This window comes from Kitasatospora sp. NPDC088779 (assembly GCF_040685395.1).
Taxonomy (GTDB): domain Bacteria; phylum Actinomycetota; class Actinomycetes; order Streptomycetales; family Streptomycetaceae; genus Kitasatospora.
The window spans coordinates 22783-44588 of record NZ_JBFBHW010000030.1 but is presented as its reverse complement, the minus strand read 5'-3'; the positions used below and the strand labels follow the sequence as shown (position 1 = coordinate 44588).

Genomic DNA, 21806 nt, shown 5'->3' with positions numbered 1-21806 from the left:
ACGATGAGGGGATGGCCGCGATGGATCTGCGCACCGAGATCCGGGAGTTCCTCAGCTCGCGTCGCGCCCGCATCGCACCCGCGCAGGCGGGCCTTCCCGCTTACGGCGGCAACCGTCGGGTCAAGGGTCTGCGCCGCGAGGAGGTGGCGCTACTGGCGGGGGTATCGGTCGACTACTACGTGCGCATGGAGCGCGGCAGGCTCGCCGGTGCCTCCGATGGCGTGCTCGGCGCGCTGGCCTCCGCCCTGCAACTCGACGAGGCCGAGCGCGACCACCTGTTCCACCTCGCGCGCCAGTCCACGGCGCCCAGCGGCCCACGCCGGCGCAGGCCTGCCGTGACGGTGCGCTCGACGCTGCAGCAGGTGCTCGACGCGATCTCCGGTGCGCCGGCCTGGATCGGTAACGGCCGTTACGACGTGCTCGCCACGAACCAACTCGCTCGCGCGCTGTATTCACCGGTGCTGGCCGACGCGCGACGGCCCGCGAACACCGCGCGGTTCGTCTATCTGAACCCCGAGGCGGCCAGGGATTTCTTTGTCGACTACGACCACATTGCCGGTGGCGTGGCCGCGAAGCTGCGCATGGAAGCCGGCCGCGATCCGCACGACGAGGAGCTGATCGCCCTGGTCGGCGAACTGTCGACGTCCAGTGAGCTGTTCCGGCAGCGGTGGGCATCTCAGGACGTGCGGCTGCACCGGTCCGGCCGCAAGCGTGTGCGCCATCCGATCGTGGGCCGGCTCGACTTGGACGTCGAGTCCCTCGGACTGTCCGCCGAACCCGGCCTGCACCTCAACGTCTACACCGCACCCGCGGGCACACCGACCGCTGACAATCTGGCGCTCCTGGCGTCGTGGGCGGCCACCCAACGGGCGCCGACGACCGAGCTCGAAGCGCACAACGGATAGTCCCCGTACTGGTCCGGTGGATCCGGACTCGGTGGCGGGAACGGGTGCCGGGTCAGTCCCACCAGAACGACCACTGGTGGGCGGCGACGAGGCGTTCGGCGTAGGCGGTCAGGGTGCCGGTGCCCTGGAAGACGAGGTCGGGGCAGAAGGCGGTGTGCTCGGCGGCCAGCGGGAGGGCCTCGGCGAGCGTGGCGGGCGGGACGGCGACGCTCAACTCCAGGGTGTCGAAACCGACTTGGACGACCTGGGCGCCGAAGCGGCGTTCCCAGTCGGCGAGTACGGCGGCGATCTTGGCGGTGTCGTCCTCGTGGTTGAGCGGGCCGCTCCAGCCGCAGGCGGCCAGCGCCTCGGCGCCGCTGCCCGCCTCGACCAGGCCCAGGCGCGCGTCCCGTACGGACAGCAGCACGTCGGCCAGGCCGCGGGCCTCGATGCCGGGGGCTCCGTCGGGGACGGCGGCGGCGGGGGCGGTGCCGGGCCAGGCGGGGCCGAAGGGGGCCAGGGCGGCGTGGAGTTCGGCGGCTTCCTCGGCGTCGAGCGGGCCCTCGAGCGGGCCCTCGGGCGCGTCCTCGTCGGTGCCGCCGAGCTGCTGCCACCAGCGGCGCAGCAGGGCGTCGGGGTCGTAGAGGGTGGGGTCGGAGGCGGAGGCCGGGAAGAGTTCGCCGGACAGCCAGGGGCGGTAGTCTGCGCCGTCGCCGAGGGGGACGAGCAGCAGCGGCCACAGGCCGGACTGCGGGTGGGCGCGGTGGAGTTGCTGCCACAGGCCGGCGGGGGCGGGGGCGTCGCTGATCCACAGCAGCGGCTCCGGCCCGTCCTCGCCGCCGACCAGGCGGCCGGGCGGGAGGGTGGCGGGCAGGAGACGGGACAGGTCCGAGGTCATGCGGCCACCGTAGGGGCGGTCACTGACACGGGAGTTCGGGCGGCGGGGTTCGGGCCCGCGGTGCGGCGGGGGCGGTTCAGGACCAGGGCAGGGCGGCGCGGGTGCGCCAGTACTCCGGGGCGGGTTCGGCCAGGGTGGCGAGGGCGGCCAGGTCGTCGGGGGTGGGGTGCAGGGTGGCGGCGGTGAGGTTGGAGGCGAGCTGGTCGACGGTCGCCGCGCCGGACAGGACGAGGTCGGCCCAGGGCTGAGCGGCGGCCGCGGCCAGGGCGAGGGCGTCGAGGGGCGCGCCGGTGCGGGCGGCGAGGGCGCGCAGTGCGGCGGTGTCGTCCCCGGTGGCGTTGCGCCCGGCGAGGCGGCCGTTGGCCATGCCCTCCTTGACGACGACCAGCCAGCCGGCGGCGTGGGCTTCGGCCAGGGCGGGGGCGGCGGAGGGTTCGAGGAGGTTCCAGGTGGCCTGGACGGCGGTGAACAGCGGGCGGCCGTCCACGGTGACGGCCAGGGCGGCGCGGATGGTGTCCGCCTGGGCCGGGCCGCTGGTGGACAGGCCGACCCGTACGCCCTGCCCGGCCAGGTCGGCCAGGCGGGCGTGCAGGGCGGTGTCGGTCAGGGCGGGGCTGTCGGGGGTGACGGAGTGGACCAGGTAGACGTCCAGGTGCGGGCCCAGCAGGGAGCGGGTCTCGTGGAGCTGGCGGTCGAACACCGCCGTGGAGTGCTCCTTGACCTCGTGCGCGGCCACCCCGGTGGTCTGCCAGCCGGCCGTGTAGGTGTAGCCCCACTTGCTGCCGACCGTCACCTCGGCCGCGGCCGCGGGGTGTTCGGCGAGCCACTGGGCGACGAACTCCTCGGCGCGGCCGTAGGAGCGGGCGGTGTCGAGGTAGCGCACGCCCGCGGCGTAGGCGGCGTCGAGCAGGGCGTGGGTGCGGTCGCGCAGCGCCTCGACGGTGCGTTCGGCGGGCAGGTCGCCGTCACGCCCGAGGGTGATGTAGCCGGGCCGGCCGACGGCCGCGGTGCCCAGGCCGTACCGCGCGATCGGCGGGCGGTCGGCGGCGGCTCCGGTGGCGGGGTCGGTCGGCATGGCGGGGTCTCCTCGGGCGCGACGGTGCTCACCTGGGACTTTACCGTCGGGTCGGCCGGCGTATCCGGCCGCCGGGGTCAGGCGGTCGGCCGGATCGGCCGGTCAGTCAGTCAGTCAGGCCAAGGCAGGTCAGCCGGGTCAGCCGGGTCAGCCAGGTCAGCCGGCGGCGATGGTGGCCTGGATCCAGTCGGCGTAGGCGCGCACGTCGGTGTACAGGCCCGGGCCTCCGGTGCAGGGGACGCCCGGGGCGCCGGGGCCGGAGGTGGTGCCGATGAGCTCCCAGCGGCCGCCGCGGCCGCGCTGGAGCTGCGGGCCGCCGGAGTCGCCGACGCAGGCCATGGCCTTCGGGGTGGGGCTGGTCGTGCACAGGCGGGTGGGGCCGGCGTAGCCGGGGGCGCAGTCGGCCACGGCGCCGCGGCGGGTGTCGAGCTCCTGGAGGCGGTCGGGGAAGACCATCTCCTCGAACTTGGGGGTGTCGACGACGGTGCCGAAGCCGAGCAGCCGGGTCGGGGTGCCGGGCGGGCCGGGGCGCTGGGCGACGGGGAGGGGCCGCTGGGCGACGGGGCGGTCCAGGCGCACCAGGGCGAGGTCGTCGTAGTTGGGGCGGGTCTGGCCGTCGCCGAAGCTGAAGCCGGGGTGGACCACGGTGCGGGTGATGGCCCGGACGGTGCCGCCGCTCTTGCGGTGCGCGCTGCCGATGCGCACGATGCCGTCGAGCTTCAGTTCGTTCTCCGGGGGGCTCGTGACGCAGTGGGCGGCGGTCAGGACCCACTGGGGGTCGATCAGGGTGGCGCCGCAGGTGCCGTCGGCTATCTGCTTGGCACTCATCGGGATCGTGGCCATGAACGGGTAGCGCTCGGTGGAGTCGTGGCCGTTGACGATCGCTTGGGCGCTTCCGGTCATGGCGGTGGCGCCCAGGGCGGCGGCGAGGGCGGCGACGGCGGTGGCGCGGGCGGCGCGGCGGCGGACGGTCTTGCGCAGGAGCACGGGTGACGGCCTTTCGGATCGGTTGGTTCGGATGCGTCCAGCCAACCCTGCGGCGCCCGTCCGGGACATCCGGGCAGCGGGCCACCGTGCCCGGGGGCTGTCCCCCGGGCACGGTGGCGGGCTACCAGGGGGTCGCGGCGGGCCGGGCGTTGGTGCCCGGGGCCTGCGCCGGCCTGGGCGCGGGAGTGGCCGCGGGCCGGGAAGCGGGCGCGGGGGCGGGCGCGCCGAAGTCGCCGACGTCGCCGGAGGAGGTGCGGATGGCCCGGGGCGCGGAGGGCCGCAGGGAGTCGGCGGGGCGCACGGCCCGGACGGGGGCGAGGACGGGGGCCGGGGCGAGGCTCTGGTCGAGGCGGACGACGAAGTTGACGTAGTCCAGGGGCTTGTCGGGCCAGTGGCAGTCGTTGCTGGTCAGCAGGCGGCTGCGGACGCCGTCGCGTTCGGTGACGGGCCCGGGGGTGACGCGCAGGTTCGGCTGCCAGCTGCGGCCCCACAGGTGGTGTTCCAGGGTCAGCGTCCAGCTGTCCTCGTCGACTTCCAGGGTGGCGCCGACCCGGCCGGGCAGCGTCCGGGTGCCGTAGGGGCCGCGCACCACCGCGCGCTGGTCGAAGCTGGCGTTCTTGCCGACCACGGTGATCCGCCATGCGCCGTGGAACCTGAGCATCGCCGCACTCCTGACGTCCTGGCGCGCCGTCCGGGCGGGCGCGCTTCCGTCGGGGTCAACGGCTGCGGGGCGGTGGGCGGCTCAGCGGTGGGCGGCTCAAAGGGCCGGGGCGGGCTGCGCGGGCCCGGTCCGGTCCCGGTTCAGGCGGCGTCGGGGCGGGCGGCGGGCCGAGCGGCGAGGGACGCGCCGGGGGCGGTGTGGGCGAGCGCCGGGTAGCCGTGCGCGGTGAGGACGAGGTCGGCGTAGCGGCGGTCGTCGAAGGGGACGCCGTGGCGCCGGAGCAGGTCGAACAGTTCGGCGAGGCGGCGGGGTTCGGTGCCGCGCGGCAGCCCGTCGCGGGTGGTGCCCAGGATGCCGAGGACCGGCCCGTACAGGTGTGCGGCGCGGGCGATGCGGGCGGCGCGGGCGGTCCGGCGGGGTGCCGGGGTCAGGCGCAGCAGCAGGACGAGCCGGTGGGCGCCGGAGTCGGCGTCCTGCCCGGCGTCCATCGTGAGCCCCTGGATGTCCCGCCACCGGTAGCGGCGCGGGACGAACGCCCGTACGAGGGTGAGGCCGTGGTCGTCGGCGCGCAGCCAGAAGCCGTACGGGACGGGCAGGGCCACGCCCAGGACGGCCGCGCTCGACAGCAGCAGCGCGGGGACGGCGCCCATCCGGCCGGCGTCCCCGGTGTCGGCGAGCACGATGCCCATCGCCAGGGCGAGCACGCAGCCGATGGGGGCGCCGGCGGCTCGCCACAGGAAGCCCAGCCGCACCGTCTGGTGTCGCGGCGCCGTGCTCACGGGCGCCTCCTTCCCACGTCGTGCCGTCGGTGGGGCCGACCGGTCCGGCCGGTCCCGTCTCGGGCGTCGATGCCTGGCGGTCCCAGGGGAGTCGGTCACGCTACCGGCCTGCCGAGATCGTTCGGCCGATCCGAGGGAAACGTCAAATGTCTTTAACACGAACGGACTTGATGGTCAGTCAGCTTGACTGGTCCGCCCGCGGTCCAGGATGTCAGCCGCCGACGGAGGGGTCAACTGACGTTGATTGGCGGTATCTTGTGATCCACGCCAGCTGATGCCGTTGGGTTATCGTGACCTGGCCGGCCCTGCCCGCCCGCCAGGAGGAGACGTGCGGGGCCCCGGTGAGGAGGGCGGGCCATGGCGGAATCGAACCGGGAGGACGGACCGGTGGAACTGTCCGGGCTCGCGGCCAGGATCGAGGCGCTGTTCCACACCGTCCGCAGACCCGACCGCGAGCAGTACACCAACGAAGAGGTGGCCCGGGCCTGCCGCGAGGCGACCGGGGAGTCGTTCTCCACCACCTACCTGTGGCAGCTGCGCACCGGGCGCCGGGACAACCCGACCAAGCGCCACCTGGAGGCGCTCGCCCAGTTCTTCCAGGTCCCGCCCGCGTACTTCTTCGACGAGCGGCAGGGCGCGGAGATCGCCAAGGAGCTCGCGCTGCTCGGCGCGCTGCGCGACGCGGGCGTGCGCAGCCTGGCGCTGCGCGCGGTCGGCCTCTCCTCCGAGGGCCTGGACACGGTCAGCGAGCTGATCGACGTCATCGCCCGCCGGGACGCGGCCCGCCGGAACCCGGCGCCCTGACGCCGGCGGCGCGGGCCGCGGGCGGGGCGGACGGGGTCCGGGGCTGACTGGGTCCGGGGCGGACGGGGCGCGGGGGGCTACGAAGACGGGGGCCAAGGCGGGGGCCAGGCACGGAGGCGGAGCCACGGCGGTCGGGAGATCGGGGGGAACGGGGCCGCTGATCGAGAAGGAGAACACAGCGTGCGGGACGACAGGTGCTACCGATCGGCGCTGCGCCGCTGCCGGCGGATGGCCGAACAGCTGGAACTGCCGAGCCCGTTCGACACCACCGTGCTACTGGAGCAAATCGCCCGCCGGCGGGGACGGCCGATCGACCTGCTGCCGGTGGCCGCCCGGCCCAACGCGCCCTGCGGGCTGCTGGTGTCCACCCGGGAGGCGGACTACATCCTGTACACCGCCGACACCAGCGCGCTGCACCGCCGGCACATCCTGGTCCACGAGATCGCCCACCTGCTCCTGGACCACGCCGGCTCCGCGCCGCTCGGCCCGGCCGCGGACCTCCTGCCGCACCTGTCCCCCGACCTGGTCCGGCGGGTGCTCGGGCGCACCGGCTACGACGAGCCCCAGGAACGCGAGGCCGAGCTGCTGGCCTCCCTCATCCTCAGCCGGGCCGCCAAGGCCGACGCCGCGCACCCGCCCGGCCCCGCCCCGCACCCGGACTCGCTGGACGTCCTGGACGCCCTGCTCACCGGCGAGCCCGGCCCCGCCGGCGACCGGGCGGCCGACGGCCGGGCGGCGGGGCGTCCGTGAGCGGCCTCGTCCTCTACGGCGTCGCGCTGTTCTTCGCCCTGAGCGCCTGCCACTTCGCCCGCGGCCGCCGGACCAACCCGCGCGCCATCGCCCGCTACAGTTGCTACGCCACCGCGCTGCTCGCCGCCGCCCTGCTGCTGCTCGCCCCGCCCACCGTCCAGGCCGCCGACCGGCTGCACCGGCTCGGGATCGCGCCCGCCGTGCCCGTCCTGCTCGGCGACGTACTGCGCATCGGCGCGGCCTGCGCGATCCGGCTGCTGGCCGGCGTCCTGCGCGATCCCGAGGGCGTGTCTGACAATTCGCGGCGGATCAGCGCGCGGCGGTGGGCGCCCGGCTGGGCGTGCCGGCGAAGCGTCCTCGTACTGGGCCGTACTTGGGCGTTTCGCCGGTGCGTCCAGGCGGGATGCCCGGCGTCGTGCGCCCGGCGGGAATTGTCAGACACGCCCGACCTTCCCCGCCGCGCGGTGCGGCGCCAGCTCGCCCTGCTGGCCGGCGTCCTGGGGGTGCGGGCGGTCCTGTTCGTCGCCGCCGCGCCGGGCCTGGATGCCTCCGACCTCACCGCCGCGCCCTCCACCGGCGCCCGTCTGGCACTGGCCGGGTACACCGCCGCCGGCGTGCTCTACCTCGCCTACTGCCTCACCGCCCTGCTGCGCCAGCTCGCCCGGCTCGCCCGCGCCGCCGTGCCCGGGCGCCAGCGCAGCGGGCTGCGGCTGCTCACGCTGAGCCTGGTCGCGGGCCTGCTGTGGAACGCCTGGGGCGTCGACGACGTCGTCCAGGCGGCGGCCACCGGCACCCAGGCCGGCGCCGAGGACGCCCTGTGCGGCGTCCTGGGCCTGCTGTGCGTGGCGCTGCTCGCGGCGGGCCTGGGCACCACGGTGTGGCCGGCCGCGCACGCCGCCGTCCGCGGCTGGCTGCGCGCCCACCGCCGCTACCGGGCGCTGGCCCCGCTCTGGCGGGACCTGCACACCGTGCTGCCGGAGATCGCGCTCGCGCCGGCCAGCCGCCTGCCGCTGCTGCCGCCGCGCGACCCGCAGTTCGCCCTGTACCGGCGGATCATCGAGATCCACGACGCCCGGCTGATCCTGCGCCAGCACCTCGACCCGCGGACCCCGCGGTGGCTCGCCGCCGCCGCCTCGCGCTTCCCCCCGTCCGCCGCCCGGGCCGGCGCCACCGCCGAGGCCGCCGCGCTGGCCGCCGCGCTGGAACGCGCGGCCGCCGGCGCCCGGCCCAACCCCGACACCCCGCGCACCGCCCCGGCGGCCGAACCGCCGCACGCCCTGGGACAGGACCTGGAGTCCGAGGCCGACCACCTGGCCCACCTCACCCGCGTCTACGCCACCTGCCCGGCCGTCGCCGAGGTACGGGCCCGTGCCCGCGCCGCCGCCCCCTCCCCCGCCGCTCCCGACCCCGACCCGGTCGCGAGCCCCGCGCGATGAGCCGCCGGACCGGCCGGGGGCAGCCCGGCCGGTGGAACGACGGGAGCGGGCCGGGGCGGCGGCCGCTACCGGCGGACGGCCGCCAGCGAGCGCAACTGCACGTGGACGGCGCCCGGTTCGGTGCCGGTCAGGGCCGCGACCTCGGCGGCGGGCAGGGCGAGGACCAGGTGCAGCAGCAGGACGTCCTGCTGGGGGGCGGTGAGGTGGGCGACCGGGCCGAGCGGGCGCGGGCCGGCCAGGGCGCAGACGCGTCGGCGGACCGCCTGCCAGGCGTAGGCGGCCGGGCTGGCGGTGGCGAGGGCGTCGAGCCAGTGGCCGCTGAGGTCGTCGAAGGCGCCCTGGACGGCCAGCGGGGCGTCGGCCGCGGGGAGCAGCAGGGCGGCGTAGTCGAGGTAGTGGCGCAGGTGGAGGTCGTACAGCGCCCACAGGCCCAGCGCCGGTCCGGTGGCGGTGGTCGTGGTGATGGTCGTGGTGGTCGGCTGTCGCGGTGGTGTCGGCATGGTTGATTCCCGAGGTGGCGCGGGTGGGTGCTGGTCCGCGGACGGGGCGCTGGTGGCGCGTTCCCGTCCGCGGACCGGGTCACACGAGTACCGGCGGGCCGCCGCCGGCGCCGTCGCGGCCCGTCCCGGCGGAGTGGCCGGGGTGGCCGGCGTCCTCGGCGCGGTCGGCGCGGTCGGCGGCCAGGCTGTTGCGCAGGGTCACCCACAGTTTGAACAGGATGTCCGTCGAGGTGCCGCTGCTGGAGGACTGCATGGCCCGGGTGAACTCCCGTTGGTACGTGCGGGAGTTGACCGGTGCCGGGGTGCGGGCGTTGTTCGTCCGCTCCCAGGCCGCCGCCCACAGTGCGCGGCGGGCCTCCTTGACCCCGCAGACCTCCATGTAGGTGAGGAACACCGCCTTGCGCAGCGGGGCCTCACCCCTGAGGACCAGCGCCAGGGTGCTGGAGGGCAGGCGCCCTCCCCCGGCCCGGGCCCGGCGGTCCAGCTCCTCCAGGGAGGGCCAGTCGGCCTTGCGCCGCATCTCGTGCATCGCCCGTCGCAGGTCGGCGAGGGAGTCGACCTGCTCGGGGTTGAGCCGTCGGGGCGCCCGGCGCTGGGTCCCGGAGGGGCGCGGGACGTGGGCCCAGTAGTTGGCCAGGGTCCACTTGCGGCGGGCCGCCTTGAGGTCGCCGTCGCAGGCCCGGGTGAGGGCCTCGACGACCTCCCAGTTCGGCATGGTCCGGCCGCTGGTGGCCCGTTGCAGGGTGGTCGGGTGGTAGTTGGTCCGGTCGGCGAGCTGACGGTAGGTCAACCCCGCCTCTTCACGCTGCTCGCGCAGCAACGCGGCGAGTCGGCCCAGGGCCGGCTCGGTCGCCGCGATCGGTTTCTCCTGGCGTCCCATCGCGGTCCGGCGTTCCTTCTAGGCCCGCCCCTGCTGGAGCCTGGCATTCAACAGCAGCCCGCCGGTGGCCAGTTCGAGCGCCGCTCCCGCCGACATGCCCGTCCTCACCAGGGCGGCGGCCACGACGACCACGACGACGACCACGGCCGTCCGCACGGGGCCGGACGACCAGGGCAGGCCCGGTCGCGGCGGCGCCGGGTGGCCGGCGGCGCAGTGGGCGGGGGCGCGCTTCTTCTTCCGCTTCCTCGTCATCGAGGACCTCCTATATCACCGTCTACTCCAACGGACGGGCACTTCGGTGGTTGGCGTCACGCGAGGAACCCGTTTCGCGCAACACTCTGTCAGGCGTACGGGTGATTCCCAATCGGTTCGGTGAACATCGCGAAGATTGATGCGCCAGAATCCCGGGCCCGGCCCGCAATCTCGTCACAACCCTGTGACATCAGTGCAGTTCAGGAACTCGAAACCGGAATTTGATGCATTTTTGTGCAACTCGCCCTTGTAGCCGTCCTGGCTGAATGTGACGATGTGCAGCAGCGTCATCCAGACCTGCGGGTCAGGAACCCGGGGGCGCTGTCTACTCCAAATTTTCGGGAACACCGGCAGCGGGCCGTGTTGGCGCATGGGCCCGTCCGAACAGCAGAGACCGCCCGGCCCCAGCGGCCCGAGCGGTCTCTCTGCATTTCCCCATTTCCCCGGCCCGAGAGGACCCCGACCGGTGAACGGCTTCGAGTACCTGCTCGGCATGCTGCTGGCCCAGCCCGTACGGGCCCGGGACGCGCTGCGCGCCCGTCTGCCCACCACCCGCCGGCTGCGCGCACTGGCCTCCTCGCCGCGGGTCGAGGCGCTGCGGGCCGCCGAGCGCGAGCGGATCCGCCGGCTGGTCGAGGGCCTGGCCGCGGTGGAGGGCGTGACGCACCTGCTGACCCGCGTCGCCGACCACTGCGACCGCCCCTCCTCGCTCGGCCTGCTCACCACCACCGCCGAGGGCCGCGGCGTGCTGGTCTGCCGGATGAGCGCCGCCGCCTACTTCGCCACCGGCGAGGACATCACCGCCGTCCTGCCCAGGATCGAGGCGGCGGGCCTGGCCGACTGGGGCTTCCCGAACACCTGGGGCGACGAACCGCCGTACTCGCCGGGCACGGTCGCCTACGCGCTGCGCTACCACCGCGACCGCGGCCTCTTCCCCGACGGCCGGCGGATGCCCGGCCCGAGCCTGTCCACCGCCGACGCCACCCTGGTCTGGGACCTGCCCGGCATCCCCCGCCCGGACCCGCACTGGCCGCGCAGGGGCAGCGACGTGCGCTTCCGGCACGAGCAGATCCCGCCGGACGGCGACCCGGCCGCGCTGCTGCGCGCCGCCCGCGCCGAGGGGCCGGGCCCGGTGCTGGTGCTCACCTTCGGCCGCGACTGGACGGACACCTGCACGTACCACGCCGTGCCGCGCGGGCGCGAACCGGGCTGAGCGGCCGGTGCGGCCGGGGGCGGCGCCCCGGCCGCACGCACGGTTCAGGCGCTCAGCACTGGGGCCGGCGGCCGTGGTTGGCCCCGCGCCGGGCCCGGGCCTTCTTCTTGCGGCGACGCTTCGACGACATGGCCACTCCTCTCGCAACCAGGACACCCCCGGCTTCCACCGTTCCACACCCGGCCCGCACCGGCCCGCCGGGAACGGCCGTCACGGGCCCCGGGCGGGGCAGGGCGGTTTCTAGGGGGCGGGGCATCAGGCGCGGGCGGCGCTCCGGTCGAGGGCGGCGCGCCAGGCGGGGCTGTCGACGTAGTGGTTGTCGAAGCGCCCGGCGGAGGCGGCGATCGCGCCCGGGTCGGTCTCGCCGCGCATGACGCGGCCCAGCAGGCGCAGGTAGTCGAAGCGGTCCAGGCCCGGGGTGAACACGAACAGGACGTCGGCCTCGGCGCCCGGGGCGGCGGCGAAGGCGTGCGGGGTGTGCGGCGGCACGGCGAGGAAGTCGCCCTCGCCCAGGATCGTGACCTCCTCGCCGACCAGCACCTGCAGCGAGCCGCCGATGACGAAGAACAGCTCCCACGCCCGGGTGTGGAAGTGCGCGGGGGCCCCGACGGCGCCCTTGGCGAAGGTGGAGCGGTAGCTGGTGAACCCGCCCTCGGTGTGCGCCGAGTCGGCGAGCAGGGTCATGGTGCTGCTCGGGTCGGCGCAGGTCTCGGCCCCGGCGTGGCGGGTCAGCACGGGGGCGGCGGGGGCGGCGTTGCTCGTCGTCGTCATGGGACCAGGCTAGGGCCGGAAAGACCAGATATCAGGTGGCAATTCCATGCCGATTTCATGGGTCAATTCCCGGGGTCGGCGGCTGCTGGCAGACTGGCCCGATGACGACGGACGATCTTCTGCGGCACCAGGACGAACGGCAGGCCGAGGCCGGGGCGGTCAGCGCCGACCTGGGCCTGGACGAGCTGCTGGGCGCCCTCGGGGAGCCGGTGCGGGTGGGCAGTTCGGCGCTGGGGCTGATGGTGCGCCGGGACCTGGACGTCACCGTGGTGTGCCCGCGCCTGGACACGGCCGCGCACGAGCGGGTGGCCGCGCTCGGCGCGCGGCTGGCACTGCACCCGCGGGTGCGGCAGGTGCGCCTGCGCAACGACACCGGCACCTGGAACACCGACCCCGCCGCCTACCCCGACGGCCTCTACCTCGGCCTGGACTACCGCTGCCCGCAGGGCCGCGACTGGACCCTCGACCTGTGGTTCGTCGACGAGCCCGCCCGCCAGCCCGACCTCGCCCACCTGCGCGACCTGCCGCCGCGTCTCACCCCGCAGGCCCGCGAGGCCGTCCTGCGGATCAAGCACGCCTGGTCCGAGCACCCCGAGTACGGCCGCGGCGTGCGCGGCTGGGACGTCTACCGCGCCGTCCTGGACGACGGCGTGCGCACCCCGGAGCAGTTCGAGCAGTGGCGCACCGCCCGGGCCGCGTCCGCCTGACCCGTCCGCCCGCGCTACTCCCCCGGGCCCGCGGCCCGTCAACGCGGACGGCGCGGGTGCACCCGTTCGGAGGGCGGACGTGCGGCGCGGGCCGCTGTGCCCGTAGCGTCGTCGCTGCACACGGCGTAGGTCCTGTCCGGGGAGGGTGTCAGCGATGGCGGCAGTGCCGGTCATGAGGGGTGGGCGGCGGCCCGGGCGGGCCGCCGCGGCCCTGGCGGTGGCGGCGGCGCTGCTGACGGCGTCCGCCTGCGGCGCCTCCCCCGTGTCGGACGGCGCGGCCGGCGACGCGGTCGCCGCCGCCGACGGGCGGCCGCTCGCGCTGGTCTACCGGGGCCCGGCGGCCTGCGAGGGCTGCCCGGAGGCGGCGCGGGAGCTGCTGGAGCGCGACGGCTTCGCGGTGCGCTACGTCGGGCCCGAGGAGCGGCTGCGTTTCGGCGCTGGCGTGCTGGCCGGCGCCGCGCTGTACGTGCAGCCGGGCGGCACCAACGGGCAGGAGGTGAGCACCGCGTGGGGCCTGCTCCAGCGCGACCCCGGCTTCTCGCCGGAGCTGGTGCGCGACTACGTCCGGGGCGGCGGTCGCTACCTGGGCCTGTGCATGGGCGGCTACCTGGCCGGCGATCCGGGCTACGACCTCCTGCCGGGCGACTCCGGGCAGTACATCCGCTCCCGGGGGGCGACCGTCACCGACGAGCAGGACCGCCTCGTCGACGTCGCCTGGCGCGGCCGCCCGCAGCGGATGTACTTCCAGGACGGCCCGTACTTCGACGTCGACGGCCCGGGCGTGGACGTCCTGGCCCGCTATTCCAACGACCGCGCCGCCGCCGTCATCGCCCCCTACGGCTCCGGCCGGGTGGCGGTCAGCGGCCCGCACCCGGAGGCCCCCGCGGACTGGTACCGCGACTACCACCTGCCCGACGAGTCGAAGACCGGCCTGGGCCTGGGCGACGACCTGCTGCACGACCTGATGGCGGCCCCCGCGTCCTGACGTTCCGTCAAGTCCCCTACGGGCGGGCTGTGGTGTCACGCCCGCGCGGCGGGTCCTGCGGGGAACTCGGCGCGCAGCCGGGTGCGGGTGCGGGTGCGACGGGCCTCGGCGGGGGCGGGGCAGGGGCTCGGCGGGGTGCGGGAGCCCCCTGGGCCGGCCGGTGGCGCTACCGCCCGGCGGGGTGCAGGACGCGGTCGGCCACCAGGTCCGGCCGGTCGGTCGGCAGGGCGTGGCCGGCGCCGGGCACGATCTCCGTCCGGGCCGAGGGCACGAGGCGGCCGAGGCGCTCGGCGACCGCGTGCGCGTCGTGCATGGCGCTGCGCTCCCCGAGCAGGAACAGTGCGGGGACGTCCAGGCGGCGCAGTTCCTCGTCGGACAGGACCGGGGGCACCGGGAGCGCGCGGCGGAACCCCATCGACGCGCGCATCAGGGCCATCAGTTCGGTCTCCAGGATGGCGCTGTTGCCGACCAGGCGGGCCAGCCGGGGGCGCAGCGCTCGCGGCGCGGTGGCGGCGAGGCCGCCGGCGATCACCCAGGCGTAGAAGCGGGCGCCGATGTCGGCGAAGCCGGCCGGGTCCACCAGGGTGAGGGAGGCGACCCGCCCGGGGTGGTGGATCTGGTGGTGGAGCGCCAGCCAGCCGCCGTAGGAGCAGCCGACGACCTGGGCGTCCGTCACCTCCAGTGCGGCCAGGAGTTCGTCCAGCCAGGCGGCCGCGTCCCGGCCGTCGGCGATCGGGGCGCTCTGCACGCTCGCGCCCGGTTCGCCGACCGTGTCGACGGCGATGACCGGGCGGTGGCGGGCCAGCGTGTCGATGTAGCGGTGCCACATCAGTGCGTTTCCGCCCGAGCCGGGCAGCAGCACGATCGGCTCGCCGTGCTGCGGGCCGGTCCGGTAGACGCGGGTGGTCCCGAACGCGGTCGGGAGGTCCAGCGCCGTCCGCGGCCCGGGCCACAGTTCCGTCAGGGCCCGCTCGTAGGCGGCGCGAAACCGGTCCCCGGCCTGGTCGTTCTTGAACTGGCTGATTCGCATGATACATGTGTATCACGACATGATACGGGTGTACCAGGGAGGTCGTTCATGAACGCGCGGGTCGATCACGAGGAACGCCGGCGGCAGATCGCCGAAGCGCTGCTGCGCATCGCCGACACCCAGGGGCTGCAGGCGGCCAGCATGCGGGCGGTCGCCACCGAGGCGGGCGTCTCCCTGCGGCTGGTGCAGTACTACTTCACGACCAAGGAGGGGCTGCTGCTGGACGCGCTGGAGCGGCTCGGCGCCCAGCTCCAGGCCCGCATGGCGACGTGGATCACCGAGGCCGCCACCCCGTCCACGCCGCGCGGCCTGGTGACCGCGGTCCTGTCCAGCGTCCTGCCCACCGACCCGGAGAGCCGCCGGATCACCCGCACCTACGCCGCGTACTACACGCTGGTGCTCAGCGATCCCGCGCTGGTGGAGAAGCACGGGACGCCCCAGCCCGACCTGCTGGAGGGCTTCCTCGCCAAGCAGGTCCGCGCGGCCCAGCAGGCCGGGCAGATCGACCCCGCCAGGGACCCGGAGATGACCGCCGCCGGGCTGCTGGCCATGGTCAACGGCCTCGGCTCCAGCGTGCTCGGCGGCCAGCGCACCGGCGACGCCGCGCTGGCGATCCTCACCCACCACCTGGACGAGCTGTTCCGCGGCCGTCCCCGCGGTGACGCCCCGGACCTGCCGGCCGCCTGACCTGTCGCCCCCCCGGACCGGCCGGCCTTCCCCCGCCGCCGGGGGCGGGCCGCCGTTCGGCCGGATCCCGTCCGGCCGCCCCGCAGGCGCCCTGTCCGCCCCGCCGCCGGTGCACGAGAATGTGCCGGTCCCGCGCGAGGGGCTGGCGAAGCGGCCAACTCCCGTACCGGGCACTCCTTTTCCGTTACCGAATGGGGAGGTTCACCGACCGTGTACAGGAGACTTCCGCAAGCCGTGCTGTCGGGTGTGCTGGTCGTGGCCTTCGCGGGAACGACCGCGTGGGCCACGACGACCACGGCGGGCACGGCCCCCGCGCCGGGCGTCGCCGCCGGGTGCGGGGCCGACGCGACCGCCCAGGGCCTGGCCAGTACCGCCCTCCCGAACACCCTGCTGGAGACGCCGCGCTCCGACGGGCGGACCGAACAGTTCCAGCAGTTCTACGACAGTTCGGCAGCCTCCCTCCTGCCCTTCGTCTGGCACCGCTCCCAGGAAGCGCCCGGGGGCGCCTACAGCGGCTGGGAGCGCGTCAGCGCCACCCCCGTGGGCCCGAAGCTGTACCAGGTGAGCGCCGTCGAGAACAGCGTCGGCGCCCTGGAGGTGTTCTTCGCCTCCTACGGCGGCTTCTGCCACACCGTCCTGCCCGCGCCCGGCGACTCCTGGACCCCGACCGAGAACTTCGAGCTGTCACCGCCGCCCTACCACGGCGGGCTCACGCTCTTCAGGGAACGCGACGGCCGGCTGCACGCCTTCGCCTCCGGCGCCGACACGAACGCGGCCATGGAGGTGCGCAGCCAGGACGGCGACGCCCGGGACTCCTGGGGCCCGGTGCGCCGGCTGCCCCGGCTGCCGGACCCCAACGCGGGCCTGGGCGCGCCGTCCTCGGTCGTCCAACTGCCGGACGGGCGGCTGCGGGTGACCGTCCGCGAGTGGAACCGCGACCGCTCCTGGCGGACCACCGAGGCGGACCGGTTCGTCTCCTGGGAACCGTGGCAGCTCTGCGCGGACAGCACCTGCGCCTGACGGCCGGGCGGCGGGCAGTCTGACGGCCGGGCCCGGGCAGGCGCTCCCGAGCGGGCACCGACCCGGGCGCTCGCCCGTCCGGGCGGGCTGCGCTGGCGGCCGGGTGGGGCCGCCGGTATGCCTGGGGGGACGGCGAGGCGGCGGAGAGGACGGCGGGGTGGGCGGCGCGGACGGGGACGGGAGCGGGGAGCGGGACGGCGGGGGGACGCGGGCGCCGGGCAACCGGGCGGTGGTGCTGGGGGTGCTGGCCTCCACCGCGGTGGTGCTGCTCGCCCAGGCGGCGAGCGGCACCAGCGCCCGGCTGGTGCTGCTGCTGGTGTTCCTGCCGGCCCTGCTGGCGGGGCTGGGCACCGTCGCGCAGACGGTCGCGGCCTCGGTGTGGGTGGCCGGGGTGGTGGCGGTCAGCACGGTGCTGTTCCCGCCGTCCTCGCTGGCCGCCCGGGTGGGCACCCTGGTGGGGGTGGTCGGCGCCGAGGCGGCCGTGGTCGGGCTGTGCGCGCGCCGGGTACGGCGCGAGCGGGAGCTGTTCCGGATGCGGCAGACCGCCGTCGCCCTGCAACGCCAGCTGCTGCGCCCGCTGCCGGTGCTCACCCCCGACGTCCAGCTGTACGGGCTGTACCGGCCGGTGGAGGAGGACGCCCTGGTCGGCGGCGACCTGTACGACGTCGCCGACACCCCGTACGGCACCCGGGTGCTGGTGGGCGACGTGCAGGGCAAGGGCCTGCCGGCGATCGGCGCGGGCTTCGCGGTGCTGAGCGCCTTCCGGGAGGCGGCCTTCCGGGAGCCGGCGCTGACCGGCGTCGCGGACGCCCTGGAGGCGGCGGTGGAACGGCACAACGCGTACGCGTTACAGGGCGGCGAGAGCGAGCGCTTCGTCACCGCGACCGTGCTGGGCGTGGAGCGCGGCGCGGACGTGCAGGCCGTCAACTGCGGCCACCTCGCCCCCTACCTGCTGCACGGCGGCCGGGTCGAGGCCGTGCCGCTGCCGGCCGGGGTGCCGCTCGGGCTGGCGGAGCTGACCGACGAGGTGCGCACCGTCCGGTGGTTCGCGCTGCCCGAGGACGGCGTGCTGGTGCTGCTCACCGACGGGATCACCGAGGCCCAGGACGCCACCGGCGCGTTCTACCCCGTCGAGCGGGGCCTGGCCGCCCTCGCCGCCGCCCCCGCCTCCCTGCTGCCCGAGGCCCTGGACCGCGAGGCCCGCCGCTGGAGCGGGGGCCGCAGCCGCGACGACGTCACGGCACTGTCCCTGCGCCGCGCGCCCTGAGGCTGCCGGGGTTCCCCCGAAGCGCCCTCACCGCTTCAGGAACTCCAGCAGGTCAGCGTTGAAGCGCTCCTTGTCGCCGGGGACCATCGCGATGCCGTGCGAGCCGTTCTCGTACACCTTCAGGACGGCGCCGGGGATGATCCGGGCGGCCCGGCGGGCGGTGGCCTCGACGGGGACGATCCGGTCGTCGTCGCCGTGCACGATCAGGGTGGGGATGTCGAACCCGGCCAGGTCCTCGTGGAAGTCGGTGTAGCCGAAGGCGTCCACGCAGTCGACGCCGCCCTCGATGGTCTGGTGCATCGCCATGAACCAGAAGGCGTCCCGGTTGCCCTGGGTGGCGCGGGAGCCGGGGCGGTCGGCGGAGAAGAAGTCGACGGAGGTGTCCTTCCAGAACTGGGAGCGCTCGGTGAGGATGCCGGCCTTGAGGTCGTCGAAGACGGTGCCGGGCACGCCGTGCGGGTTGTCGGGGCCCTGGAGCATGGACGGGGTGATCGCCGACAGCAGGACGGCGGAGCGGATCCGCCCGGTGCCGTGGCGGCCGATGTAGCGGGCGAGCTCGCCGCCGCCCATGGAGTGGGCCACCAGGGTGACATCGCGCAGGTCGAGCCCGGTGAGCAGGCTGTCGAGGTCGTCGGCGAAGGTGTCGAAGTCGTAGCCGCCGTAGACCGGGGCGGAACGGCCGTGGCCGCGCCGGTCGTGGGCGATGGCCCGCAGGCCGGCGTCCGCGACGGCCTTCAGCTGGTCCTGCCAGGCGTCTCCGTTGAGCGGCCAGCCGTGGATGAACACGACGGGGCGTCCGCTGCCCCAGTCCTGGTAGAAGATCTCGACGCCGTCGCGGGTCCTGGAGATGGGCATGCTCCTGCTCCTTCGGGTGGTGCGCCGGGGGTGGGGTGGCCTGCCGGGGTGACCTGCCGGGGGCGGCCTGCCCGGGGCCTGCGGGCCGCAGGTTCATCCAACGGGAGGCGGCTGGGGCCCGCATCCCGCGGCGGCCGGGGCCCGCGCGGGAGCGGACGCGGCGCTACGCCGTTCGGATGAGTTCGGGCGAGGGCGGTTCAGCCGCTCTCGCGCAGGCGGGTGCCGAGGGCGTCGGGGGGCAGCAGGGGCGCCGGGTAGCCGGCCGGGGGCTCGGCCAGCTCCCAGGGGCGGTGGACGGCGCGGGCGGGCAGATGGGCGAGCTCGGGGACCCAGCGGCGCACGTAGGCGCCGTCGGGGTCGTAGCGGTCGGCCTGGCGCAGCGGATTGAGGACGCGGTTGGGGCGGGTGTCGGTGCCGGTGCCGGCGACCCACTGCCAGTTGAGCTGGTTGTTGGCGAGGTCGCCGTCGACGAGCAGGGCGAGGAAGTGGGCGGCGCCGGGGCGCCAGTGGTGGCGCAGGCTCTTGGTGAGGAAGGAGGCGGTGAGCAGGCGGGCCCGGTTGTGCATCCAGCCCTCGTGGGCGAGTTGGCGCAGGCCGGCGTCGACGATCGGGTAGCCGGTGCGGCCCTCGCGCCAGGCCTGGAGCTCGCGTTCGTCGTCGTACCAGCGGACGGGGCGGGGGCGGTAGTCGGCGTGGGCGGCGTCAGGGCGGGCCGCGAGGACCTGGTGGTGGAAGTCGCGCCAGGCGAGCTGGCGCACCAGCGCGGCCGCGCCGGGGGTGTCGGACTTCCCGGCGCGGTGGGCGAGTTCGGTGGCGGACAGGCAGCCGAAGTGCAGGTACGGCGAGAGGCGGGAGGTGGCGTCGGCGGCGAGGTCGTCGTGCAACTGCTCGTAGGCGTCCGGGTTCCAGGCGCGCAGGCGGCGGCGGGCGGCGCTCTCGCCGCCGGGGGCGCGGCCCGGGGAGGTGCCGGCGGGGGCGGCGGGCAGCGGGGCGCTCGCGGGGCCGTCGGGGGTGGCGAGGGTGCGCGGGGCGGGCAGGACGGTGCGCCGGGGGGCCTGCTGCCAGGCGCAGTGGTAGGGGGTGAAGACGGCGTAGTGGTCGCGCCCGGCCGGGGTGACGAGGCCGGCGGGGACGATGGTGAGCGCGGCGTCGTGCAGGTGCAGGCGCTCGCCGAGGGCACGGCGCAGGGCGTGTTCGCGGCGGGTGGCGAAGGCGGAGACGCCGGCGTTGGTGTGGACGGTGTCGGCGCCGCACTCGGCGGCCAGGCGGGCGGCCTGTTCGGCGGGGTCGCCGTGGCGCAGGACTAGGCGGGAGCCGGCGGCGCGCAGCGCCCGGTCGAGGTCGGCGAGGCTCTCGGCGAGGAAGGCCTGCCGGTTGGGGGCGGCGAAGCCGGCCCGGGCGATGGCCGGGTCGAGGACGAACAGGGGGACGACCTGGTCGGCGCGGGTGCGGGCGGCGTGCAGGGCGGGGTTGTCGTGCAGGCGCAGGTCCTGGGTGAACAGGACGACGGCGGTGCTCATCGGGGGCCTCGTGCGGTGGGGTGCGGGTACGGCGGCGGGTGTCGGGCGGCGGGTCGGGGTGGGGGTGTCAGCCGGCGGGTCGGGCGGGTCGGGCGCGTTCGGTGATGTTGCGGGCCATGGCGCCGAACACCAGGGCGTGGAAGGGCGCCACCGACCACCAGTAGAGGTGGCCGGCCAGTCCGTGCGGGTGGAACAGCGCCCGCTGCTGGTAGAGCGCGCCGCCGGCGCCGTCGGGTGTCACGCGCAGTTCGAGCCAGGCCAGGCCCGGCAGGCGCATCTCGGCGCGCAGCCGCAGCAGGTGTCCGGGTTCGATCTCCTCGACCCGCCAGAAGTCGAGCGCGTCGCCGACCCGCAGCCGGTGGCGGTCGCGGCGGCCGCGGCGCAGGCCGACGCCGCCGGCCAGGCGGTCCAGGCGTCCGCGCAGGGCCCAGGCCAGCGGCAGGGAGTACCAGCCGTTCTCGCCGCCGACGCCCTCCACCACCCGCCACAGCGCGGCCGGGTCGGCGGCCACCCGGCGCCGGCGCAGGTCCTGGTAGAGGCTGCCGCCGGCCCAGTCGGGGTCGGTGGGCAGCGGGTCGCTGGGCGCGCCGGGCAGCGAGGCGGAGGACCAGCGGGTGGAGACCTGGGCGTCGCGGATGCGCCGCAGGGCCAGTTCCACGGCCCGGTCGAAGCCGGTCAGGCCCTCGGGCGGGTCGGAGATCCAGCGGGCGATGTCGTGTTCGCGGCACACCACCTCGTGGCGCAGCGACTCCACCAGCGGTCGGGCGAGCGAGCCCGGTACGGGGGTGACCAGGCCCACCCAGTGGCTGGACAGGCGCGGGGAGAGCACGGGCACCGGCACGATCAGGCGCCGGGGCAGGTCGGCGACCTCGGCGTAGTGGCGCATCATCAGCCGGTAGGTGAGCACGTCGGGCCCGCCGATGTCGAAGGTGCGGTCGACCTCGGGGGGCAGGGCGGCGGCGCCGACCAGGTAGCGCAGCACGTCGCGTACGGCGATCGGCTGGATGCGGGTGTCGACCCAGCGGGGGGTGACCATCGCCGGGAGCCGTTCGGTCAGGTGGCGCAGCATCTCGAAGGAGGCCGAGCCGGAGCCGATGATCACCGCGGCCCGCAGTTCGGCGGTGGGGACGCCGCCCGTGCGCAGGGCGCGCCCCACTTCGGCGCGCGAGCGCAGGTGGGCCGACAGGTGCGGTTCGGGGACCCCGGCGGGCAGCAGTCCGCCGAGGTAGACGATGCGCCGGGTGCCGGCGGCGGCGGCCGCCTCGGCGAAGGTCTCGGCGGCCTGCCGGTCCCGGGTCTCGAAGCCGGGCCCGGTACCCAGGGAGTGGACCAGGTAGTAGGCGGCGTCGATGCCGTCGAAGGCCGCGGGCAGGGACTCGGCGCGGGTGACGTCCCCGGTGACGGCCTCCACGTCGGCCCGCCAGGGCTGGTCCCGCAGCCGGAGCGGGTCGCGGACCAGGCAGCGCACCCGGTACCCGGCGGCGAGCAGTTCGGGCACCAGGCGCCCGCCGATGTAGCCGGTGGCGCCGGTGACCAGGCAGTGCGGGCGCGTCCGGGTCGGCTCGTCCACCTGCGGCTCCTCTCGTGCGGGCGGGTGCGCCCCCCGTGCCCCGCCAGGCGCGGGGGGCGCTGCCGGGGTGTTCGGAGCGGACGCGGCCGGGGATTGGACACGGCCGGGGATTCGAGTCTTCCAGGGGTCTCCTGCGGGCGCCTGGGCGTGCGCGCGGGGGGGCCGGGAATCCGGGCGTGCGCGGGGGCCGGGAATCCGGTGTCCTTGGCGGGCAATCCGCGCCGGGTGCGGCTTCGAACGCCTGACGTCGCCGTGTTCCGTCGGCCCTGCCGGGT

General features: G+C 75.9%; 24 protein-coding genes. 10 read left to right on the top strand and 14 right to left on the bottom strand.

What is annotated here, in order from left to right:
* Positions 1-20: 20 nt before the first annotated feature.
* Complete coding sequence (locus tag AB0P03_RS25655) at positions 21-905, top strand: helix-turn-helix transcriptional regulator (protein ID WP_363631018.1); 885 nt, start codon at positions 21-23, stop codon at positions 903-905.
* Positions 906-957: 52 nt separating this feature from the next.
* Here AB0P03_RS25655 and AB0P03_RS25650 read toward each other — a convergent pair whose 3' ends face one another.
* From AB0P03_RS25650 to AB0P03_RS25630, 5 genes are all read right to left on the bottom strand, one after another.
* Complete coding sequence (locus tag AB0P03_RS25650) at positions 958-1782, bottom strand: DUF4253 domain-containing protein (RefSeq protein ID WP_363630954.1); 825 nt, start codon at positions 1780-1782, stop codon at positions 958-960.
* A gap of 76 nt (positions 1783-1858) precedes the next feature.
* A complete protein-coding gene (locus AB0P03_RS25645; RefSeq protein ID WP_363630953.1) occupies positions 1859-2857 on the bottom strand; it encodes an aldo/keto reductase in 999 nt (332 codons plus the stop codon).
* A gap of 156 nt (positions 2858-3013) precedes the next feature.
* The gene (locus AB0P03_RS25640) at positions 3014-3844 is read right to left on the bottom strand and encodes a serine protease (RefSeq protein WP_363630951.1); all 831 of its coding nucleotides are present in this window, start codon (positions 3842-3844) and stop codon (positions 3014-3016) included.
* Positions 3845-3965: 121 nt separating this feature from the next.
* Positions 3966-4505, bottom strand: coding sequence for a hypothetical protein (locus AB0P03_RS25635; RefSeq protein ID WP_363630950.1), 540 nt, complete (start codon positions 4503-4505; stop codon positions 3966-3968).
* 140 nt (positions 4506-4645) lie between these two features.
* Positions 4646-5284 carry a PH domain-containing protein gene (locus AB0P03_RS25630; protein WP_363630948.1) on the bottom strand — a complete coding sequence of 213 codons (639 nt, stop codon included), beginning with the start codon at positions 5282-5284 and terminating at the stop codon, positions 4646-4648.
* A 357-nt stretch (positions 5285-5641) separates the two neighbouring features.
* On the opposite strand from AB0P03_RS25630, the gene AB0P03_RS25625 reads away from it, so the two are divergent.
* From AB0P03_RS25625 to AB0P03_RS25615, 3 genes are all read left to right on the top strand, one after another.
* Complete coding sequence (locus AB0P03_RS25625; RefSeq protein ID WP_363586798.1) at positions 5642-6088, top strand: XRE family transcriptional regulator; 447 nt, start codon at positions 5642-5644, stop codon at positions 6086-6088.
* A gap of 180 nt (positions 6089-6268) precedes the next feature.
* Positions 6269-6838: a ParH-like protein gene (locus AB0P03_RS25620; protein ID WP_363586797.1), complete on the top strand. Its 570-nt coding sequence runs from the start codon at positions 6269-6271 to the stop codon at positions 6836-6838.
* Complete coding sequence (locus AB0P03_RS25615; protein WP_363630946.1) at positions 6835-8274, top strand: MAB_1171c family putative transporter; 1440 nt, start codon at positions 6835-6837, stop codon at positions 8272-8274. The genes AB0P03_RS25620 and AB0P03_RS25615 overlap by 4 nt, the downstream gene beginning before the upstream one ends.
* 65 nt (positions 8275-8339) lie before the next feature.
* Here AB0P03_RS25615 and AB0P03_RS25610 read toward each other — a convergent pair whose 3' ends face one another.
* The 4 genes from AB0P03_RS25610 to AB0P03_RS25595 form a co-directional block, all read right to left on the bottom strand.
* Positions 8340-8774 (bottom strand): hypothetical protein, encoded by a 435-nt coding sequence (locus AB0P03_RS25610; RefSeq protein ID WP_363630945.1) that lies wholly within the window; start codon positions 8772-8774, stop codon positions 8340-8342.
* Between the two features lie 79 nt (positions 8775-8853).
* The gene (locus AB0P03_RS25605) at positions 8854-9654 is read right to left on the bottom strand and encodes a helix-turn-helix transcriptional regulator (RefSeq protein ID WP_363586794.1); all 801 of its coding nucleotides are present in this window, start codon (positions 9652-9654) and stop codon (positions 8854-8856) included.
* Between the two features lie 18 nt (positions 9655-9672).
* Complete coding sequence (locus tag AB0P03_RS25600) at positions 9673-9906, bottom strand: hypothetical protein (RefSeq protein ID WP_363586793.1); 234 nt, start codon at positions 9904-9906, stop codon at positions 9673-9675.
* 174 nt (positions 9907-10080) lie between these two features.
* Positions 10081-10278: a hypothetical protein gene (locus AB0P03_RS25595; protein WP_363586792.1), complete on the bottom strand. Its 198-nt coding sequence runs from the start codon at positions 10276-10278 to the stop codon at positions 10081-10083.
* A 94-nt stretch (positions 10279-10372) separates the two neighbouring features.
* On the opposite strand from AB0P03_RS25595, the gene AB0P03_RS25590 reads away from it, so the two are divergent.
* A complete protein-coding gene (locus tag AB0P03_RS25590) occupies positions 10373-11119 on the top strand; it encodes a hypothetical protein (protein WP_363630943.1) in 747 nt (248 codons plus the stop codon).
* A gap of 255 nt (positions 11120-11374) precedes the next feature.
* On the opposite strand, the gene AB0P03_RS25585 is transcribed toward AB0P03_RS25590, so the two are convergent.
* Complete coding sequence (locus tag AB0P03_RS25585; protein ID WP_363624051.1) at positions 11375-11890, bottom strand: cupin domain-containing protein; 516 nt, start codon at positions 11888-11890, stop codon at positions 11375-11377.
* Positions 11891-11991: 101 nt separating this feature from the next.
* Here AB0P03_RS25585 and AB0P03_RS25580 point away from each other — a divergent pair, with 101 nt between their 5' ends.
* Together AB0P03_RS25580 and AB0P03_RS25575 are read left to right on the top strand one after the other, a co-directional pair.
* Positions 11992-12597 (top strand): hypothetical protein, encoded by a 606-nt coding sequence (locus AB0P03_RS25580; RefSeq protein ID WP_363630942.1) that lies wholly within the window; start codon positions 11992-11994, stop codon positions 12595-12597.
* A 154-nt stretch (positions 12598-12751) separates the two neighbouring features.
* Complete coding sequence (locus tag AB0P03_RS25575; protein ID WP_363630940.1) at positions 12752-13582, top strand: BPL-N domain-containing protein; 831 nt, start codon at positions 12752-12754, stop codon at positions 13580-13582.
* 166 nt (positions 13583-13748) lie between these two features.
* Here the strand turns inward: AB0P03_RS25575 and AB0P03_RS25570 are convergent, their stop codons facing one another.
* Positions 13749-14612 carry an alpha/beta fold hydrolase gene (locus AB0P03_RS25570; protein WP_363630939.1) on the bottom strand — a complete coding sequence of 288 codons (864 nt, stop codon included), beginning with the start codon at positions 14610-14612 and terminating at the stop codon, positions 13749-13751.
* 48 nt (positions 14613-14660) lie between these two features.
* Here AB0P03_RS25570 and AB0P03_RS25565 point away from each other — a divergent pair, with 48 nt between their 5' ends.
* From AB0P03_RS25565 to AB0P03_RS25555, 3 genes are all read left to right on the top strand, one after another.
* Entirely contained in the window at positions 14661-15299 is a 639-nt protein-coding gene (locus tag AB0P03_RS25565; RefSeq protein ID WP_363630937.1) for a TetR/AcrR family transcriptional regulator, read from the top strand.
* 210 nt (positions 15300-15509) lie between these two features.
* Positions 15510-16319 carry a hypothetical protein gene (locus AB0P03_RS25560; protein WP_363586785.1) on the top strand — a complete coding sequence of 270 codons (810 nt, stop codon included), beginning with the start codon at positions 15510-15512 and terminating at the stop codon, positions 16317-16319.
* Positions 16320-16476: 157 nt separating this feature from the next.
* On the top strand, positions 16477-17586 hold the full coding sequence (locus AB0P03_RS25555) for a PP2C family protein-serine/threonine phosphatase (protein WP_363586784.1): 1110 nt from the start codon (positions 16477-16479) through the stop codon (positions 17584-17586).
* A gap of 27 nt (positions 17587-17613) precedes the next feature.
* Here AB0P03_RS25555 and AB0P03_RS25550 read toward each other — a convergent pair whose 3' ends face one another.
* The 3 genes from AB0P03_RS25550 to AB0P03_RS25540 form a co-directional block, all read right to left on the bottom strand.
* The gene (locus AB0P03_RS25550; protein ID WP_363586783.1) at positions 17614-18441 is read right to left on the bottom strand and encodes an alpha/beta hydrolase; all 828 of its coding nucleotides are present in this window, start codon (positions 18439-18441) and stop codon (positions 17614-17616) included.
* A gap of 197 nt (positions 18442-18638) precedes the next feature.
* The gene (locus AB0P03_RS25545) at positions 18639-19961 is read right to left on the bottom strand and encodes a deoxyribodipyrimidine photo-lyase (RefSeq protein ID WP_363630935.1); all 1323 of its coding nucleotides are present in this window, start codon (positions 19959-19961) and stop codon (positions 18639-18641) included.
* A 67-nt stretch (positions 19962-20028) separates the two neighbouring features.
* Entirely contained in the window at positions 20029-21531 is a 1503-nt protein-coding gene (locus AB0P03_RS25540) for an SDR family oxidoreductase (RefSeq protein WP_363630933.1), read from the bottom strand.
* Positions 21532-21806 lie beyond the last annotated feature (275 nt).

Excerpts from the sequence above, each read along its gene's own strand:
- AB0P03_RS25655 (WP_363631018.1), top strand. The coding sequence starts at position 21 with ATGGATCTGCGCACCGAGATCCGGGAGTTCCTCAGCTCGCGTCGCGCC.
- AB0P03_RS25650 (WP_363630954.1), bottom strand. The coding sequence starts at position 1,782 with ATGACCTCGGACCTGTCCCGTCTCCTGCCCGCCACCCTCCCGCCCGGC.
- AB0P03_RS25645 (WP_363630953.1), bottom strand. The coding sequence starts at position 2,857 with ATGCCGACCGACCCCGCCACCGGAGCCGCCGCCGACCGCCCGCCGATC.
- AB0P03_RS25635 (WP_363630950.1), bottom strand. The coding sequence starts at position 4,505 with ATGCTCAGGTTCCACGGCGCATGGCGGATCACCGTGGTCGGCAAGAAC.
- AB0P03_RS25625 (WP_363586798.1), top strand. The coding sequence starts at position 5,642 with ATGGCGGAATCGAACCGGGAGGACGGACCGGTGGAACTGTCCGGGCTC.
- AB0P03_RS25610 (WP_363630945.1), bottom strand. The coding sequence starts at position 8,774 with ATGCCGACACCACCGCGACAGCCGACCACCACGACCATCACCACGACC.
- AB0P03_RS25605 (WP_363586794.1), bottom strand. The coding sequence starts at position 9,654 with ATGGGACGCCAGGAGAAACCGATCGCGGCGACCGAGCCGGCCCTGGGC.
- AB0P03_RS25600 (WP_363586793.1), bottom strand. The coding sequence starts at position 9,906 with ATGACGAGGAAGCGGAAGAAGAAGCGCGCCCCCGCCCACTGCGCCGCC.
- AB0P03_RS25595 (WP_363586792.1), bottom strand. The coding sequence starts at position 10,278 with ATGCGCCAACACGGCCCGCTGCCGGTGTTCCCGAAAATTTGGAGTAGA.
- AB0P03_RS25585 (WP_363624051.1), bottom strand. The coding sequence starts at position 11,890 with ATGACGACGACGAGCAACGCCGCCCCCGCCGCCCCCGTGCTGACCCGC.
- AB0P03_RS25580 (WP_363630942.1), top strand. The coding sequence starts at position 11,992 with ATGACGACGGACGATCTTCTGCGGCACCAGGACGAACGGCAGGCCGAG.
- AB0P03_RS25575 (WP_363630940.1), top strand. The coding sequence starts at position 12,752 with ATGGCGGCAGTGCCGGTCATGAGGGGTGGGCGGCGGCCCGGGCGGGCC.
- AB0P03_RS25570 (WP_363630939.1), bottom strand. The coding sequence starts at position 14,612 with ATGCGAATCAGCCAGTTCAAGAACGACCAGGCCGGGGACCGGTTTCGC.
- AB0P03_RS25565 (WP_363630937.1), top strand. The coding sequence starts at position 14,661 with ATGAACGCGCGGGTCGATCACGAGGAACGCCGGCGGCAGATCGCCGAA.
- AB0P03_RS25550 (WP_363586783.1), bottom strand. The coding sequence starts at position 18,441 with ATGCCCATCTCCAGGACCCGCGACGGCGTCGAGATCTTCTACCAGGAC.
- AB0P03_RS25545 (WP_363630935.1), bottom strand. The coding sequence starts at position 19,961 with ATGAGCACCGCCGTCGTCCTGTTCACCCAGGACCTGCGCCTGCACGAC.